At 73.3% G+C, this 16,483-nt stretch carries 11 protein-coding genes; 5 read left to right on the top strand and 6 right to left on the bottom strand.

The features are described from left to right. Positions 1-6: 6 nt before the first annotated feature. From ACZ5OX_RS22345 to ACZ5OX_RS22335, 3 genes are all read right to left on the bottom strand, one after another. Entirely contained in the window at positions 7-1,521 is a 1,515-nt protein-coding gene (locus ACZ5OX_RS22345; protein ID WP_465632284.1) for an exopolysaccharide biosynthesis polyprenyl glycosylphosphotransferase, read from the bottom strand. A 396-nt stretch (positions 1,522-1,917) separates the two neighbouring features. Further along, complete coding sequence (locus tag ACZ5OX_RS22340; RefSeq protein WP_465632282.1) at positions 1,918-3,072, bottom strand: glycosyltransferase; 1,155 nt, start codon at positions 3,070-3,072, stop codon at positions 1,918-1,920. A 271-nt stretch (positions 3,073-3,343) separates the two neighbouring features. Continuing rightward, positions 3,344-3,784: an SRPBCC family protein gene (locus ACZ5OX_RS22335; protein WP_465632280.1), complete on the bottom strand. Its 441-nt coding sequence runs from the start codon at positions 3,782-3,784 to the stop codon at positions 3,344-3,346. A gap of 91 nt (positions 3,785-3,875) precedes the next feature. Between ACZ5OX_RS22335 and ACZ5OX_RS22330 the strand changes: the two genes are divergently transcribed. Next, positions 3,876-4,775, top strand: coding sequence for a HipA family kinase (locus ACZ5OX_RS22330; RefSeq protein ID WP_449791875.1), 900 nt, complete (start codon positions 3,876-3,878; stop codon positions 4,773-4,775). 143 nt (positions 4,776-4,918) lie between these two features. Here ACZ5OX_RS22330 and ACZ5OX_RS22325 read toward each other — a convergent pair whose 3' ends face one another. The 3 genes from ACZ5OX_RS22325 to ACZ5OX_RS22315 all read right to left on the bottom strand — a co-directional run bounded on the left by ACZ5OX_RS22325 (position 4,919) and on the right by ACZ5OX_RS22315 (position 9,243). After that, the gene (locus ACZ5OX_RS22325; protein WP_465632278.1) at positions 4,919-6,403 is read right to left on the bottom strand and encodes a S8 family peptidase; all 1,485 of its coding nucleotides are present in this window, start codon (positions 6,401-6,403) and stop codon (positions 4,919-4,921) included. Positions 6,404-6,657: 254 nt separating this feature from the next. Then, positions 6,658-7,776 (bottom strand): amidohydrolase family protein, encoded by a 1,119-nt coding sequence (locus ACZ5OX_RS22320; RefSeq protein WP_465632276.1) that lies wholly within the window; start codon positions 7,774-7,776, stop codon positions 6,658-6,660. Between the two features lie 3 nt (positions 7,777-7,779). Continuing rightward, complete coding sequence (locus ACZ5OX_RS22315; RefSeq protein ID WP_465632274.1) at positions 7,780-9,243, bottom strand: type I glutamate--ammonia ligase; 1,464 nt, start codon at positions 9,241-9,243, stop codon at positions 7,780-7,782. Between the two features lie 542 nt (positions 9,244-9,785). On the opposite strand from ACZ5OX_RS22315, the gene ACZ5OX_RS22310 reads away from it, so the two are divergent. The 4 genes from ACZ5OX_RS22310 (at position 9,786) to ACZ5OX_RS22295 (ending at position 16,442) form a co-directional block, all read left to right on the top strand. Then, a complete protein-coding gene (locus ACZ5OX_RS22310; RefSeq protein ID WP_465632272.1) occupies positions 9,786-11,561 on the top strand; it encodes a 3-hydroxyacyl-CoA dehydrogenase family protein in 1,776 nt (591 codons plus the stop codon). A 221-nt stretch (positions 11,562-11,782) separates the two neighbouring features. Next, positions 11,783-12,706, top strand: a complete 924-nt coding sequence (locus ACZ5OX_RS22305) for a TetR family transcriptional regulator (protein WP_465632270.1) — start codon at positions 11,783-11,785, stop codon at positions 12,704-12,706. A gap of 368 nt (positions 12,707-13,074) precedes the next feature. After that, positions 13,075-14,412, top strand: coding sequence for a crotonyl-CoA carboxylase/reductase (gene ccrA / locus ACZ5OX_RS22300; RefSeq protein WP_465632268.1), 1,338 nt, complete (start codon positions 13,075-13,077; stop codon positions 14,410-14,412). Beyond that, on the top strand, positions 14,412-16,442 hold the full coding sequence (locus tag ACZ5OX_RS22295; RefSeq protein ID WP_465632266.1) for a protein meaA: 2,031 nt from the start codon (positions 14,412-14,414) through the stop codon (positions 16,440-16,442). The genes ccrA and ACZ5OX_RS22295 overlap by 1 nt, the downstream gene beginning before the upstream one ends. Positions 16,443-16,483 lie beyond the last annotated feature (41 nt).

Below are 16,483 nucleotides of genomic sequence, written 5' to 3'. Positions count from 1 at the left end.
GCGGGGTCAGCTCCCGTCCGGGTGGAGCATCAGGGCCGCGGTGCGGCACAGGATCTTGACGTCCTGCCAGAGGCTCCAGCTCTCGATGTAGCGGTTGTCGAAGCGGGCCCGGTCCTCGATGGAGGTGTCCCCGCGCAGGCCGTTGACCTGGGCCAGGCCGGTGAGGCCGACCGGGACCCGGTGGCGGTCGGCGTACTCGGGGTAGGCCTGGCCGAACCTCATGACGAAGTACGGCCGTTCGGGGCGCGGGCCGACCAGGCTCATGTCTCCGCGCAGGACGTTCCACAGCTGGGGCAGCTCGTCCAGCGAGCTCTTGCGCAGCAGCCGGCCGACGGCGCCCATCCGGTGGTCCTGGGCGATGTTCCAGCGGGTGGCGGACTCGTGCTCGTTGCTCGGGCGCAGGGTGCGGAACTTGAGGAGGGTGAAGGCCCGGCCGTCCAGGCCGGTGCGCTGCTGGCGGAAGAGCACGCCGGGGCCGGTGTCGAAGCGGACGGCGAGGGCGCAGAGCGCCAGGACGGGGGCGAGTAGCAGCAGGCCGACCGCGGCGGCGGTGAGATCCAGGGTGCGCTTGGCGATCCAGCCGGGGCGGCGGCGCGCGGGGCGGCCGACCCGCAGGCAGGGGAAGCCCCACAGGTGGTCGCCGCCGGTGACCGGGGTGACGGGCAGCGAGCCGTACTCGCGCAGGGCGGGCACCAGCCAGGCCTGGCAGCCGAGCCGCGTGGCCTCGCGCAGGGCGGCGGCGGTCTCGGCCTCGTCGGCGCCGCCGGCGGTGGCGATCACGTGCTGGACGCCGTGCCGGCGCACCTCGCGCTCCAGCGCCTCGCGGCCGCCGAGCACGGGCAGGTCGGTGTCGCCGGGCAGCAGCGGCGGGTCGGCGTCGAGGAAGCCGACCGGGCGCATCCCGTACTCGCCGTGCTCGCGCAGGACGGCGGCGACCCGGTGGCCGAGCCGGCCGGCGCCGAGCACCAGGACGGGGCTGGGGCGGCTGCGGCGGATCCGCCGGGCCAGGTGGTAGAGGACGGCGCGGCCGGCGGCGGCGATCAGCAGTTGGGCGCCGAGCAGGAGGGTGAGCCGGGCCGGGCCGCAGTCGGGCCAGCGGCCGCCGAGGCAGCCGGACAGGGTGACGGCGAGGGCGGCGGCGACCACGGCCCGGGCGGCCAGTGCGGGCAGTTCGTCCAGGACGGAGAGGGTGAGGCGGGAGCGGTAGAGGCCGCCGGTGAGGTTGAGCAGGAGCAGCAGGGGCAGGACGGCGGGGACGCCGAGCAGCGGGTCGAGCGGGCCGGCCGGGTCGATGACGCGGCTGGCGATGCCGCCGGCGGAGCAGAGCGCGATGATGTCGGCCTGGACCAGGGCGAGCGACAGGGCCGGCCGGGATCGGACCGTGCCACGGGACCGGCGCGGCGAGGGGACCGCCCGGGGGTGTGCCGCTCCCGCCGGACGGTCGAGCAGCCCGGTGCCGGGCCGGCGGGGGCCGGACAGGGGTCCGGCGTATCGCGGCACACTGTCGTGGTCAATGGTCATCAGCGCACGATCTCCCCTGCTGTGTGCCCGGGGTGACGGTGCCCCGGCACCGGCTGGCGCGGGGCGACCGTCCCGGCCCGGTGGGCGCGGTCCTGACAGCGCCTGCTGCCGCTGACGGCTTTCGGACGTCCGGTGGCGGGGCCGATCACCGAGGGACCAATCACGAGGGAATCGGTCGCGCGGGGCTCTGCCGTGAATTCCCGGCATGAAATCTGAACGAAGCAGGCAAAATCCGACAATACAGAACCATGCGGCACCGGACGGAAGTTGACTTGCCGTTTCATTCCAGCCGCCCAGTAATAGGTATTTCGGATTTGACTCCTCGCCTCCATATCCGGTCGAGGGTGCGAATACGACAACGCCGGAAACGGCGGGCATTCACGGCATGTGAAACGATCAGATCCGCTCTGGGACACGGGCCCGACGCCACCCCGACGCCGGACCCGCACCCAGCAGGTGGCGGTAGAGGACGTCCACCTGTTCGACCACGGTGCGCACGTCGTGCCGGCCGGCCACGTGGTCGCGCAGCCGCGCACCGCGCCGCTCGCACTCGATCGGATCCGACAGCGCGTCCCCCATTCGGGTGGCGAGGGCCCGCACGTCCTCGGACGGGACCACCGCGTGCGCGAGCTCGGACGGCGGCAGGCACTCCCTGGCCCCGGACACGTCGGTCAGCAGCACCGGACGGCCGGCCGCCATCGCCTCCAGCGGGGCCAGCGCCATCCCCTCCCAGCGCGAGGGCAGCACCACCAGGTCGGCCGCCGCCAGCCACGGGCGGGGGTCCGGCACGTCCCCGACCAGCCGGACCCGGGCGGGCTCGGCGGTCCGCCTGACCAACTCAGCGACCCGCTGCTCCTCCGGCCCGCCGCCGACCAGTGCCAGCCGGGCCCGCGGCACCCGGCGCAGCACCTCCGGCCAGGCGGCCAGCAGCACGTCCTGGCCCTTCTGCCGGCACAGCCGCCCCACGCACACCGCCAGCGGGGCGTCCAGGTCCAGGCCGAGCGCGATCCGGGCGGCGCGGCGGTCGGCGGGCACGAAGTGGCGCACGTCGACACCGTTGGGCACCACCGCCCAGTCGGCGTGCACCCCGGCCGCCACGCCGTCGGCCCGCTCCTGGACGCTGACGCACAGCAGCCGGTGCGACCAGCGGGCCGCGAAGCGCTCCCAGCGCAGGGTGGTGGCGGCGAGCGCGCCGTCGACAGCGGCGAAGGACCAGGCGTGCGGCTGGAAGACCGTCGGCACCGTGCCGCGCACCGCGAGCCGCCCGGCCAGTCCGGCCTTGGCGCTGTGCAGGTGGACCACGTCGGGCGCGGCCGCCCGGACGATCCGGCGCAGCCGCCAGGCCTCAGCGGCGGTGCCCGGGCCGGGCGAGCGCCGCGCGGGCCAGTCCTGGACCAGCGCGCCCACCGCGCCGGCCTCCTCGGCCAGCCGGCCGCCGCGCGGGCAGGCGACCATGACCCGGTGCCCGGCCTCCCGCTGACCCCGGACCAGATCGGCGACGACGCGGGCGACCCCGCCGTCCACCGGTTGCGAAATGTGAAGGATCGTCATATGCACGGCGGCGAGCCTAGGGTGGCTCCCCGGCGCCGGGCGGCCCTCGTCACCCGCAGGTGGTGGTTCGGCCACCCGTACGGCTTTCGGCTCGTACGGGAGACCGAGCCGCTCGAATTCCCGGGCGATTCGAGCGGTTCGATGGATCTACGCGCGCGAATCGCGCGGTTGGCGATTCCGCGGCCTCGGCCGGGCCGCGGATGATTCAGCGGGACGCCGCGGCCGTGGAGGGTTCAGCGGACCTCGGCGTCCCCAGTGGGCCGCGGATGCCTCAGCGGACCTCGGCGGCGAGGTTGGCGAGCACCTGGTCGTGGATCCGGTTCAGGCCCTTCGGCGCGAAGGTGCGCTCGAAGAAGCCGCCGATGCCGGACGCGCCCTGCCAGGTGGCGGTCACGGTGACCTTGGAGCGGCCCTCGCCGACGGCCGAGACGGTCCAGGTGATCACCATGCTGGAGTTGGCGTCCTTCTCCACCAGCTGGTCCGGCGAGGGCGCGGAGACGGTGAACAGGCAGTCTCGCACCCGCTTCTCGGTGGCCTGGAGCTTCCAGTGCACCTGGGTGCCGGCACCGGTGCCGCCGACCCGCACCTCGTACTCGCTGTACTGCGCGGGCAGCAGCTTCGGGCGGGTCACCTGGTAGTCGGCCAACGCCTCGTACACCCGCTCGGGGGCCGCGTCGTAGACCCGCTCGGTGGTGGCCTGCACCTGTCCCATGACCTTGCTCTCCTCGTGTTGCGGGAACCGCTCTGTCCGGCAAGCCAATCACAGGCTCACGCCCGCGACGCGGCGGGATAGGGTGGCCGGTGTGCTCGATCTGGTGACTGCTGTGCGCTACGTCGACCCGCTACGGGCCGGTGGCTCCGTCCCCGGCGTGGTGGAGACCGACGACCTGGGAACGTACGTGGTCAAGTTCACCGGGGCCGCACAGGGCCGCAAGGCGCTGATCGCCGAGGTGATCGTCGGCGAGCTGGCGCGGCGGCTGGGCCTGCGGGTGCCGGAACTGCGGCTGGTGGACTTCGATCCGGCCGTCGCCGCGGACGAGCCGGACACCGAGATCCAGGACATGCTCAAGGCCAGCGCCGGCCTCAACCTCGGGATGGACCTGCTGCCCGGCGCGCGGGACTTCCGGCCGGGGATGATCGCGGTGGACTCCGCCGAGGCCGGCCGGGTGGTCTGGCTGGACGCGCTGACCGGCAACGTCGACCGCACCGTCCACAATCCCAACCTGGTGGTCTGGCACGGACGGCTCTGGCTGATCGACAACGGCGCCGCGCTGATCTTCCACCACCGCTGGGCCGGGGCCGAGGCGGCGGTCGGCAAGCGGTACGACCTCAGCGCGCACGCGCTGGGCGGCTCGGCCCCGGACGTCCGGCTGGCCGACGAGGAGCTCGGGCCGCTGGTCACCGTGCCGCTGCTGGAGGAGGTCGTGGCGCTGGTCCCGGACGAGTGGCTGGCCGGCGAGCCCGGCTTCGACTCGGTGGACGCCGTCCGGCACGCCTACGTCACCCATCTGGCCGCCCGGGTGGTGCTCTCCGGGGAGTGGCTGCCGGAGGGCTTCGCCACGCCCGAGCAACTGCTCGAGGCGGAGCGGCGGCGGGCGGCCCGGACCAGGGCGGGGCGGCCGGCCTGGCTGCAGGAGGTGCCGGACCTGCACGGCAAGCCGTCGGTGGAGACGGTCTGGGAGCACCACTTCGACGAGGGGTAGCCGGGCGCGGCGCGGCGCGGGCGGCGCGGCGCGGTTGGCGCGGTTGGCGCGGGAACGCGACCGGGGAGCGGGACCGTGTGGTCCCGCTCCCCGGCTCTACTGTTCGGAGATGTCCGCGATCAGCGTGTCAGCGTGTCAGCGCGTCAGCGCCACCACTGGACCGCCTTCTCGGCGTTGATCAGGCCCGCGCCGTAGAAGCCGTTGTCGTCCGCGCCGCCCTCGCAGGTGGCCTTCCAGGTGCCGGCGCCGCCCGGGTTGAACTCGCCGGTCGGGCACGGGACGGACTCGGCGTGGGTGGTCAGCAGCTCGGTCAGCTCGTCCGGGCTGGCCCACGGGAAGGTGCTGGCGAGCAGCGCGACCACGCCGGCGACGTGCGGGGTGGCCATCGAGGTGCCCTGCATGTAGCCGTACTTGCCACCGGGGATGGTGGACAGGATGCGGCCGTCCTTGTCCGGGGTGTTCGGGAGCTGGAAGCGGCGGTCGCCACCCGGCGCGGTGACAGAGACGACGCCCTTGCCGTAGCTGGAGTAGTACGACTTGACGCCGTCGGAGCCCACCGCGGAGACGGCGATGACGCCGGGCAGCTCGGTCGGCAGCGACAGGCAGTCGTTGGTGACCGGGCGGGAGCCGGGGGTGGTGTCGTCCGGGCTGGCCACGTCGACGGTCTTGTGCGCCAGGTCGATGTTCTCGTTGCCCGCGGCGGCGACATTGAGGACGCCCTTGCGCTGCGAGAAGGCGACGGCCTTGCGGACGGCCTCGGAGATCGCGGCCTGGTCCTTGTCCGTCTTGCAGTTGAACATCCACGGGTCGACGAAGTAGCTGTTGTTCGTCACCTTGAAGCCGTGCTCGCCGGCCCAGACGAAGCCGCAGACCGCGTTCTCCGGGTAGATGAACCCGCCGTCGTCGACGACCTTGACGGCCGCCAGCTTCACGTTCGGCGCGACGCCGACGACGCCCTTGCCGTTCTTGGCGGCGGCGATGGTGCCGGCCACGTGGGTGCCGTGGTCGCTGGTGGTCGGCTGCCAGGCCTTCCAGTCGGTGTTGGTCTTGCCGTCGATGCAGGAGACCGACTGCGAGGCGTCCACGTTGGCGGCCAGGTCCTCGTGGGTGGCGTCGATGCCGGAGTCCAGCACGCCGACGGTGACGTTGCGGCTGCCCAGCGAGATCTTGTGGGCCTTGTCGGCACCGATCTGACGCATGTCCCACTGGTAGGCGTCGTAGGGCTCCTGGCCCGGGGCGGCCGCGGCGGCCGGCTCGGCGGCGACGTCGGCCTTGCCCTGGTCGGCGGCCTGGATGCCCTTGGTGCGGCTGGCGCCGACCGAGTCGACGCCCTTGGCCAGGCGCAGCTTCTCGGCGAACTTGGTGTCGTTCGAGCGGGCGACGACGACGCCGACCTGCTCGTACGACTGGACCACGGTGCCGCCGAGGCCGGTGATGGCCTTCTCGACCTTCTGCACCTGGCCGTGGTTGGCCTTGGTGTTGACGACGTAGCTCATCAGCGGACCGGTCGTCGAGTCGGCCGTGGGGGCCGCGACGGCGGTGCCGGCCGGCAGCGCGAGGGCGCCGGCGGTGGCGAGCACGACGCCCACCGCCGCGTACCGGGTACGGCTGATCCGAGGAACACGCATGAGGGTTGGCCTCCCGGCTCGTCAGGCGGCAGCTGCGATGGGCAGGTGCGCTTGGGAATGACCGGGACGCTAATGAATATTTGGTTATAAGCGCAAGAGGTAGTCATCTAATCGTCACATCTTGACCAGGGATCGGGGCTAAGGGCACCCCGCGCTTAACACGAGCAACAGAGGTCAAGAGTGTTAAAAAGTGATGGTTCGCCGACGTGCCGCCACACCCTCCGCGACCTCGGCCACCAGCACGGATCGCACCCCTACAACGCGTACAACCGACGCGCGTTGTCGGACGCGACCGACCGCGCCAGCCGCTCGGCGTCGGCCGCGGAGCAGGCGCCGTCGGCCCGCCACTCCCCGAGCACCGCGGCCAGTCCGTACCGGAACTGACAGGTGCCCACCAAATAGAGTTCGGGCAGCCCGTACGCGTCGGTGGAGAACAGCAATTTTCCGAACGGGGCCAGTTCCAGCATCTCGCCCAGCACCGCGGCCACCCGCGGCCCGGTGTACGAGGCCGTCAACCCGAGGTCGGTGTACACCGTCGGGAAGGCCTGGGCCAGCCAGGCGGCCTGCCGGTGGTACGGGTACCCGTGCAGCAGCACCAGCGGGACACCACTGGGCTCGGCGGCCCGCACGAAGTCCGTCAGCAGGGACGGGTCGGCCCGGTGCAGGGTGAGGTCGGGATCGCCGAAGCCGGTGTGGAGTTGGAGCGGCAGGCCGAGCTCGGCACAGACGTCCACCGCCGTCCAGAGCAGGTGGTGCAGTAGCACCCGGTCCGTCAGCCGGCCGCCCCCGCCGCGCAGGTGGGTTCCGGCCGCGGCCACCACGGCCGCGGGGGCGGGGCGTTCGGCGGGGGCGGCCAGGCCGTGCCGGTACGCGAGCACCGACTTGACCGCGACGGCCCCGGCGGCGGCCGACGCGAGCGCCCCCGCGACGGCCCGCGGCCAGTCCTCGGCACCGGCCGCCACCGTCTCGGCGACCGACTCCAGCCGGACCACCTCGCGCACCGACGCCCCGGTGGCCGCGGCGAGTTCGGGCAGCGGCAGCAGCGCGTGGCCCGCCGCGGTGGCCAGCCCGGTGTCCACCAGGCAGGCGTCCAGCCCGGCCGCCGCGAGCAGCCGCCCGGTGGCCTCGGCCGCACCCAACTCCCGCCGCCTGGCCAGGTAGTCGGCGGCCGGGGCGTGCGCCGGCAGGCCGAGGGCGGGCGGGCACCAGCGTCGCACCACGAGGCCCAGCGCGCTGTCGAAGGGCGAACAGCCGGGCGCTGGCGGGCGGTCCGACTCGGTGAGCAGCCCGGCCAGGGCGTCGTCGGTGAGCTCGGCCGCCACCACGCTGTGGCAGTGGTGGTCGACCAGCGCGGGCCCCTCCGGCCGGGGCACCGCTCAGTACCGCCAGCGGGTGGCCGCGACCAGTTCCTCCGGCGTGGCGGCCGCGTACTGCTCCCGCTCCGCCCGGCGCACCGCCAGCACCGCCTGGTAGAGCGGCTCGCCGAGCGCCTCGCGCAGCACCGCGGAGTGCTCGTAGGCGGCGATCGCCTCGGCCGGGCTCGTCGGCAGCCTCGGCACCATGCCGGGCTCGGCGGCCGCTGGGTCCCCGGTGAACTCCGGTGGCAGCGCGCGGCGCTGGTCCAGCCCGGCGAGGCCGGCCGCGATCACCCCGCCGACCGCCAGGTACGGGTTGGCGCTCGCGTCGAAGCACTTGACCTCGGCGTTCGCGGCAGTGGACCGCTCTCCGGCGGAGCCCGTCACCAGGCGCAGCGCGGCCTCCCGGTTCTCCAGGCCCCAGCACTGGTAGGCGCCGGCCCAGTGCGAGGGCACCAGCCGCAGGTACCCGGCGGGGCTGGAGCAGCCCAGCACCAGCAGTTCGGGCAGCGCGTCGAGCACCCCGGCGAGGAAGCCCTCGGCCTCGGCGGTCAGGCCGTGCGGGCCGGGGCCGCCGTGGCCGAGGTTGTGCCCGTCGCGCCAGAGGCTGAGGTGCAGGTGCCCGCCGTTGCCGACGCCGCCGGTCTCGACCACCGGGGCGAAGGAGGCCCGCAGCCCGTGCCTGGCGGAGACGGCGCGGACGGTGTGCCGGACCAGGACGGAGGTGTCGGCGGCGGCGACCGGGTCCTCGGGGGCGACCGAGACCTCGAACTGGCCCGGGGAGTACTCGGGGTGGATCTGGAGGACGCTCAGCCCCTGCCGGCCGAGGGCGCGCAGCACGTCGCGCAGGTAGTCGGAGAGGTCGGTGAGGCGGTGCATCCCGTACGCCGGGCCGTGCGTCGGGTACTGCGGGTCCTCCTGCGGGGTGCCGGCCAGGGCGACCGTCCACTCCACCTCGATCCCCGCCTTGAGGCTCAGGCCGCGCGCGGCCGCCACGGCCCTGGCCCGGCGGGCGAACAGCCGCTGGCAGCCGGGGTGCGGGGTGCCGGCCTGGGTGTACCTGTCCCCCGGGGCCCAGGCCCAGCCGGGCTGGGCGGCCAGCGGGACGATCCGGTCGAGGTCCGGGTAGAGCCTGAGGTCCCCGGTGGGGCCGCCGATGATCGGACTGGTGGTGATCGTGTCGTCGGCGAGGAACACGTCGAAGCAGGGCGCGGTGCCGACGCCCCACTGCGCGGCGTGCACCAGGCCGCCGAGGGGCACGGCCTTGACCCGGGTGATGCCGGCGTTGTCCACCCAGGTGACGGCCACCGCCTCGACGGCGTCGGTGCGCAGCCGGTCGGCGGCCGCCTCGGCGCGCTCCGCCCGCTTGTCGCGCGGTGGCAGCGCGACGGCCGCCGCGGCGGCGGCAGCGAGCCGTTCGGCCGTGGCGGGCGGCTCGGCGGGACCGGACGCGGTGGGGCCGGCGGCGGCGGTTCGGGCGGTCATGTCCTCATGCTGCCCCGCCGACCGGGGTCCGGTAACTCCCCTATCGGGTGGTCCCGTTGGCAGCCGCGTTCGCCCGTTCACCCGTTCGGGGCGAGCCTGGCGGCCGGTTCCCCCAGGGCGCCGACGGGTTTGGCGACTCCGACGGGTTTTCCGCCCACGCCCCCTTCCTACTCGCGAGTAGCTTCGCTACAGTGGCCGGACACGCACCACCGCCGGGCTTCGGGAGCCGCACCGGCGGCAGGTTGTGGTCGCCGCTTCTCCGGCGCCCGCGCGGTGTGCTTTCACCGGCCGGTGCCGCGGACCGCGGCAGGCCGGGTTCTCCTCGTATTCAGAGCCGCTTCCTTCACCTTCGAGCGCCTGAGCACCACGGCACATCCGCAGTTCGGCCGGAGCGGACCGGCCGCTGCCCCGATGCGCCGCCCCCGTCATCTCCCCAGCCCCGCGCGTGGACCCTCCTCCGGCGGCGGCCGCCCCGGCGTACCGGCCCGGCGGCGTGCCCGCCGGAGCACGCGCGCGCCCTTCATGACTAGGAGTCAGGACAGATGGAGCGTCCCTTCCCCACTGTCGCCGTCGTCGGCCTCGGCACGATGGGTGCCGGCGTCGCGGTGGCGGTCGCCAAGAGCGGCCGCCGGGTGATCGGCATCGAGGCCACCGAGGACTCGGCCGCCCGGGCGCTGGCCCGGATCGAGGAGGCCACCGCGCACGCGGTGGACCGGGAGCGGCTGACCGCCGAGGAGCGCGCCGGGCTGCTGGCCCGGATCTCGGTCGGCCACGAGCTGGCGGCCGCCGCCGGGGCGGACCTGGTGATCGAGGAGGTGCCCGAGCAACTGGAGCTGAAGCGGGAGGTCTTCGCCGAGCTGGACCGGATCTGCCCCAAGGACACGGTGCTGGCCACCGGCACCACCGCGCTGTCGGTGACCAGGATCGCCGCGGCGACCGCCCGTCCGGAGCGGGTGCTCGGCCTGCACTTCTTCAACCCGGTGCACGGGATGAAGCTGGTCGAGGTGGTCCGTACGGTGCTGACCTCCCCGCGGACCGCCGAGGACGCCGCCGAGTTCGCCCGCGACCTCGGCAAGGAACCGGTGGCGGCCGGCGACCGGGCCGGCTTCGTGGTGAACGGCCTGCTGTTCGCCTACCTGAACCAGGCCGCCGCGATGTTCGAGTCCAAGTACGCCTCGCGGGAGGACATCGACGCCGCGATGCGGCTCGGCTGCGGCCTGCCGATGGGCCCGCTGGCGCTGCTCGACCTGATCGGCATCGACACCGCGCGCACCGTGCTGGAGGCGATGTACGAGCAGTCCAGGGACCGTCTGCACGCGCCCGCCCCGATCCTCGGCCAGCTGGTCGCGGCCGGGCTGCTGGGTCGCAAGACCGGGCGCGGCTTCTACACCTACGAGGCGCCGGGCTCCTCCCGGGCGGTGGACGCGGCGACCGGGCCGGCCAGGCCCGGGGTGCCGGGGCGGCAGGTGCGCACCGTCGGCGTCTGCGGCTCGGGGACGATGGCCACCGGGATCGCCGAGGTGTTCGCCAAGGCCGGGCACCCGGTGCTGCTGGCGGCGCGCAGCCAGGAGAAGGCCGAGGCGGCCAAGGCGCAGCTGGCGAAGTCGCTGGAGCGTTCGGTGACCAAGGGCCGGCTGTCCGCCGAGGCGCGGGACGCCGCGCTGGCGCTGGTCACCCCGGTCGGGCAGTACGCGGAGCTGGCCGAGGTGGACCTGGTGGTCGAGGCGGTCGCCGAGGACCTGGCGGTCAAGCGGGAGCTGTTCGCCACCCTGGACAAGATCGTCAGGCCGGGCGCGGTGCTCGCCACCACCACCTCCTCGCTGCCGGTGATCAGCTGCGCGACCGCCACCTCGCGGCCGCAGGACGTGATCGGCATGCACTTCTTCAACCCGGCCCCGGCGATGAAGCTGGTCGAGGTGGTCTCCACCGTGCTGACCGCGCCGGACGTCACCGCGACCGTGCTGGAGCTGACCGCCGGGGTCCGCAAGCACCCGGTGGAGTGCGGCGACCGGGCCGGCTTCATCGTCAACGCGCTGCTCTTCCCCTACCTGAACGACGCGGTGCGGATGCTCCAGGAGCACTACGCGACGGTGGACGACATCGACACCGCGATGAAGCTCGGCTGCGGCTATCCGATGGGCCCGTTCGAGCTGCTGGACGTGGTGGGCCTGGACGTCTCGCTGACCATCGAGCGGGTGCTGCACCAGGAGTTCCGCGAACCCGGCCTGGCCGCCGCGCCACTGCTGGAGCACCTGGTCGCGGCGGGCTGCCTGGGCCGCAAGACCGGCCGCGGCTTCCGCGACCACGCGCGCCGGTGACCACGCCGCAGGCCGGGGGCGGCCCGCTCGCCTCGCAGCCGTACGGGGCGCAGCCGCACGGATCCGCGGCCGCCACGCCCTCCGCGGCGTCCGCGCGCTCCGGTTGGAGCCCCGGGACGGTGTCCTCGCGCTGGCCCCGCCCGGCCGTGACCGGCCCGGTCGCACCGGTGCGACGGGGAAGGGCCGCGGCCGCGCCGTCCGGGCCGTGTAGCGTTCCGGACATGGATCGGGTTCAGTCAACCTCCCCGCAGCACCCCACCGGGCCGCACGGCGGCACCGACCGGACCGCCCCCTCGACCGGGGGCACCGGACCGGAGGGCGGGCCGGGCAGCCGCCGGGCCGCGGCGCAGCGCCAGCAGATGCGCCAGGACCTGGCCACGGCGGCGATGGAGCTGTTCGCCTCGCAGGGCTACGAGGAGACCACGGTCGACCAGATCGCGGCCGCCGCCGGGGTGGCCCGGCGCACCTTCTTCCGGTACTTCCGGTCCAAGGAGGAGGCGATCTTCCCGGACCACGACGACACCCTGGTCCGGGTCGCCGACCTGCTGGCCAGCGCGGAGCCGGAGGAGCACCCGCTGGACGTGGTCTGCCGCGGCATCAAGGAGGTGCTGCGGATGTACGCCTCCACCCCGGGGGTGTCGGTGGCGCGGTACCAGCTGATCCGTCAGGTCCCGGCGCTGCGCGAGCGGGAGATCGCCGTGGTGGCCCGCTACGAGCGGCTGTTCACCCGCTACCTGCTGGGGCGCTTCGACACCGGTGAGTCCATCCCGTCCGGCTGGCAGCGGGGCGGCGAGGACGACTCGATGCTGGCCGAGGTCTCGGCGGCGGCAGTGGTCGCGGCGCACAACCACGTGCTGCGGCGCTGGCTGCGAGCCGGCGGCCGGGGCGACGTGGAGGCGCAGCTGGACCACTCCTTCGAGGTGATCCGGCGGACCTTCTGGGCCTCCAGCGCACCGGGTGCCAGACGCCGGGGCTCACTGGTGGCACCGGGTGCCAATGGGACCCCAGGGGACACCGGGGCACAGAGCGCACTGAGTGCCAGCCCCGGGGGTGAGGTGCTCATCACAGTCGCCCGGACGGACGCTCCGCTGGACGTCGTGGTGGACAGCATCCGGGCCGCGCTGAGTGGCGCCCAGGAGTCGTAGACGCGGTATTCACGCAGGTCAGAGCTCTACATCGGGCCCGCGCCGACCGATCGGCGCGGGCCCTTCGCATGCCCGCTCAACGCGTGTCACGCAGCCCCGAAGGCCGCCCGAATTCGTGACACCCGGTGTCTTTACGAGTGGCACAGGGTGCCACTACCTTGTTACTCACCGGTCGCGGCGCCGCGGCTCCCCACCTCGGCGCGCCGTCGTCCGGCGTTCCCACACCCCGGGAGCAGAGCCAGCACGGCCCGGTCCACCCGGGCGCCCAGCCTGACCCGCCCACCACCCACCTCAGCGAAGCCGGTGTCCGCTCCCGGCTCCCCCAGACGCCCTGTGCCCCTCACACAGGTACGCCTTCGGAGGCAGCCATGCAGGAAATCCTCGACGCGATCCTCAGCACCGACAGCACGTCGGCGGACTTCGCGGCGATCAAGCTCCCCGAGTCCTACCGAGCGGTGACGCTCCACAAGGACGAGGAGCAGATGTTCGCCGGCCTCGACAGCCGCGACAAGGACCCCCGCAAGTCCCTTCACCTCGACGAGGTGGCCCTGCCCGAGCTGGGCCCCGGCGAGGCGCTGGTCGCCGTCATGGCCAGCGCGGTGAACTACAACACCGTCTGGAGCTCGATCTTCGAACCGGTCTCCACCTTCGGTTTCCTGGAGCGCTACGGCCGGCTGTCGCCGCTGACGAAGCGCCACGACCTGCCGTACCACGTCGTCGGCTCCGACCTCGCCGGCGTGGTGCTGCGCACCGGCGCCGGCGTCAACGCCTGGAAGCCGGGCGACGAGGTCGTCGCGCACTGCCTCTCGGTCGAGCTGGAGTCCGCGGACGGCCACAACGACACGATGATGGACCCGGAACAGCGCATCTGGGGCTTCGAGACCAACTTCGGCGGCCTGGCCCAGCTGGCCCTGGTGAAGACCAACCAGCTGCTGCCCAAGCCCAAGCACCTCACCTGGGAGGAGGCCGCCTCCCCGGGCCTGGTCAACTCCACCGCCTACCGCCAGCTGGTCTCGCGCAACGGCGCCGGCATGAAGCAGGGCGACAACGTGCTGATCTGGGGCGCCAGCGGCGGCCTCGGCTCGTACGCGACCCAGTACGCGCTCGCCGGCGGCGCCACCCCGATCTGCGTGGTCTCCAGCGACCAGAAGGCCGAGATCTGCCGCGCCATGGGCGCCGAGGCGATCATCGACCGCTCCGCCGAGGGCTACCGGTTCTGGAAGGACGAGAACACCCAGGACCCGCGCGAGTGGAAGCGCCTGGGCTCGAAGATCCGCGAGTTCACCGGCGGCGAGGACGTGGACATCGTCTTCGAGCACCCGGGCCGGGAGACCTTCGGCGCCTCGGTGTACGTCACCCGCAAGGGTGGCACCATCGTCACCTGCGCCTCCACCTCCGGCTACATGCACCAGTACGACAACCGGTACCTGTGGATGTCGCTCAAGCGGATCGTCGGCTCGCACTTCGCCAACTACCGCGAGGCCTTCGAAGCCAACCGCCTGATCGCCAAGGGCAAGATCCACCCGACCCTCTCCAAGGTCTACTCCCTGGAGGAGACCGGCCAGGCCGCCCTGGACGTGCACCACAACAAGCACCAGGGCAAGGTCGGCGTGCTCTGCCTGTCCCCCGAGGAGGGCCTGGGCGTGACCGACCACGAGCTGCGGGAGAAGCACCTGCCCGCCATCAACCGCTTCAGGAACGTCTGATGACCGAGCCCCAGAAGCGCGACCGCCCCTGGCTGATGCGCACCTACGCCGGCCACTCCACCGCGAGCGACTCCAACGCCCTCTACCGGCGGAACCTGGCGAAGGGCCAGACCGGCCTGTCCGTCGCCTTCGACCTGCCGACCCAGACCGGCTACGACTCCGACCACGTCCTCGCCCGCGGCGAGGTCGGCCGGGTCGGCGTCCCGGTGGGCCACGTCGGCGACATGCGCACATTGTTCGACGGCATCCCGCTCGAACGGACCAACACGTCCATGACGATCAACGCCACCGCGATGTGGCTGCTGGCGCTCTACCAGGTGGTCGCCGAGGAGCAGGGCGCGGACATCGCCACGCTCACCGGCACCACCCAGAACGACATCGTCAAGGAGTACCTGTCGCGCGGGACGCACGTCTTCCCGCCCGGCCCGTCGGTACGGCTGATCACCGACATGATCGCCTACACGGTCGGCAACATCCCCAAGTGGAACCCGATCAACATCTGCAGCTACCACCTGCAGGAGGCCGGCGCCACGCCCGTCCAGGAGATCGCCTACGCGATGTGCACCGCCATCTCGGTGCTCGACGCGGTGCGCGACTCCGGCCAGGTGCCGGCCGAGCGGATGGGCGAGGTGGTCGCCCGGATCTCCTTCTTCGTGAACGCCGGGGTGCGCTTCGTCGAGGAGATGTGCAAGATGCGCGCCTTCGCCCGGCTGTGGGAGAAGGTCACCCTGGAGCGCTACGGCGTCACCGACCCCAAGCAGCGCCGCTTCCGCTACGGCGTCCAGGTCAACTCGCTCGGCCTGACCGAGGCCCAGCCGGAGAACAACGTCCAGCGGATCGTCCTGGAGATGCTGGCCGTCACCCTCTCCAAGGACGCCCGCGCCCGGGCCGTCCAGCTGCCCGCCTGGAACGAGGCGCTCGGCCTGCCCAGGCCCTGGGACCAGCAGTGGTCGCTGCGCATCCAGCAGGTGCTGGCGTACGAGTCGGACCTCCTGGAGTACGGCGACATCTTCAACGGCTCCGAGGTGGTCGAGGCCAAGACCGAGGAGCTGCTGGCCGGCGCCGAGGCCGAGATCGCCAAGGTGCTGGAGATGGGCGGGGTGATTCCCGCCGTCGAGTCCGGCTACCTGAAGTCCAACCTGGTCGCCTCGCACGCCGCCCGCCGGGCCCGGATCGAGTCCGGCGAGGACAAGATCGTCGGGGTGAACTGCTTCGACACCACCGAGCCGAGCCCGCTCACCGCCGACCTCGACAGCGCGATCATGGTGGTCGACCCGGCCTCCGAGCAGTCCGTGCTCGCCGCCCTGGAGGCCTGGCGCGCCGAGCGCGACGAGGCCGCCGTCCAGGAGTCGCTGGCCGAGCTCAAGACCGTCGCCGCCACCGAGGCCAACCTGATGCCGGCCACGCTCGCCTGCGCCCGGGCCGGCGTCACCACCGGCGAGTGGGCCTTCGCCCTGCGCGAGGTGTTCGGCGAGTACCGCGCGCCCACCGGCGTCGGCGGCGCCCCCGTCGCGGTGGCCGCCGAGCCGGGCGGCGAGCTGGAGCAGGTCCGCGCCGCGGTCGCCGCGACCGCCGAGGAGCTGGGCGCCGGCAAGCTGCGCCTGCTGGTCGGCAAGCCCGGCCTGGACGGGCACTCCAACGGCGCCGAGCAGATCGCCGTCCGGGCCCGCGACGCCGGGTTCGAGGTGGTCTACCAGGGCATCCGGCTGACCCCGGAGCAGATCGTCTCCGCCGCCGTCGCGGAGGACGTGCACTGCGTGGGCCTGTCCATCCTCTCCGGCGCGCACAGCGAGCTGGTGCCCGACGTGCTGACGCGGCTGCGCCGCGCCGGGGTGGAGGATGTCCCGGTGATCGTGGGTGGCATCATCCCGGCAGCGGACGGCGAGGCCCTCAAGGCCGCCGGCGTCGCCGCCGTGTTCACCCCGAAGGACTTCGGCATCACGACCATCATCGGCCGGATCGTGGACGAGATCCGGCTGGCCAACAAGCTCCAGCCGTGGACGCCCGCACCGACCGCGGCCACGAACTGACCAGCTGACCAGCTGACCACTGGGAAGGAACCCTCGATTCT

This window comes from Kitasatospora sp. NPDC032121, assembly GCF_055580145.1.
The sequence above is the reverse complement of the archived record's forward strand: the minus strand, read 5'-3'. Positions and strand labels throughout refer to the sequence as shown.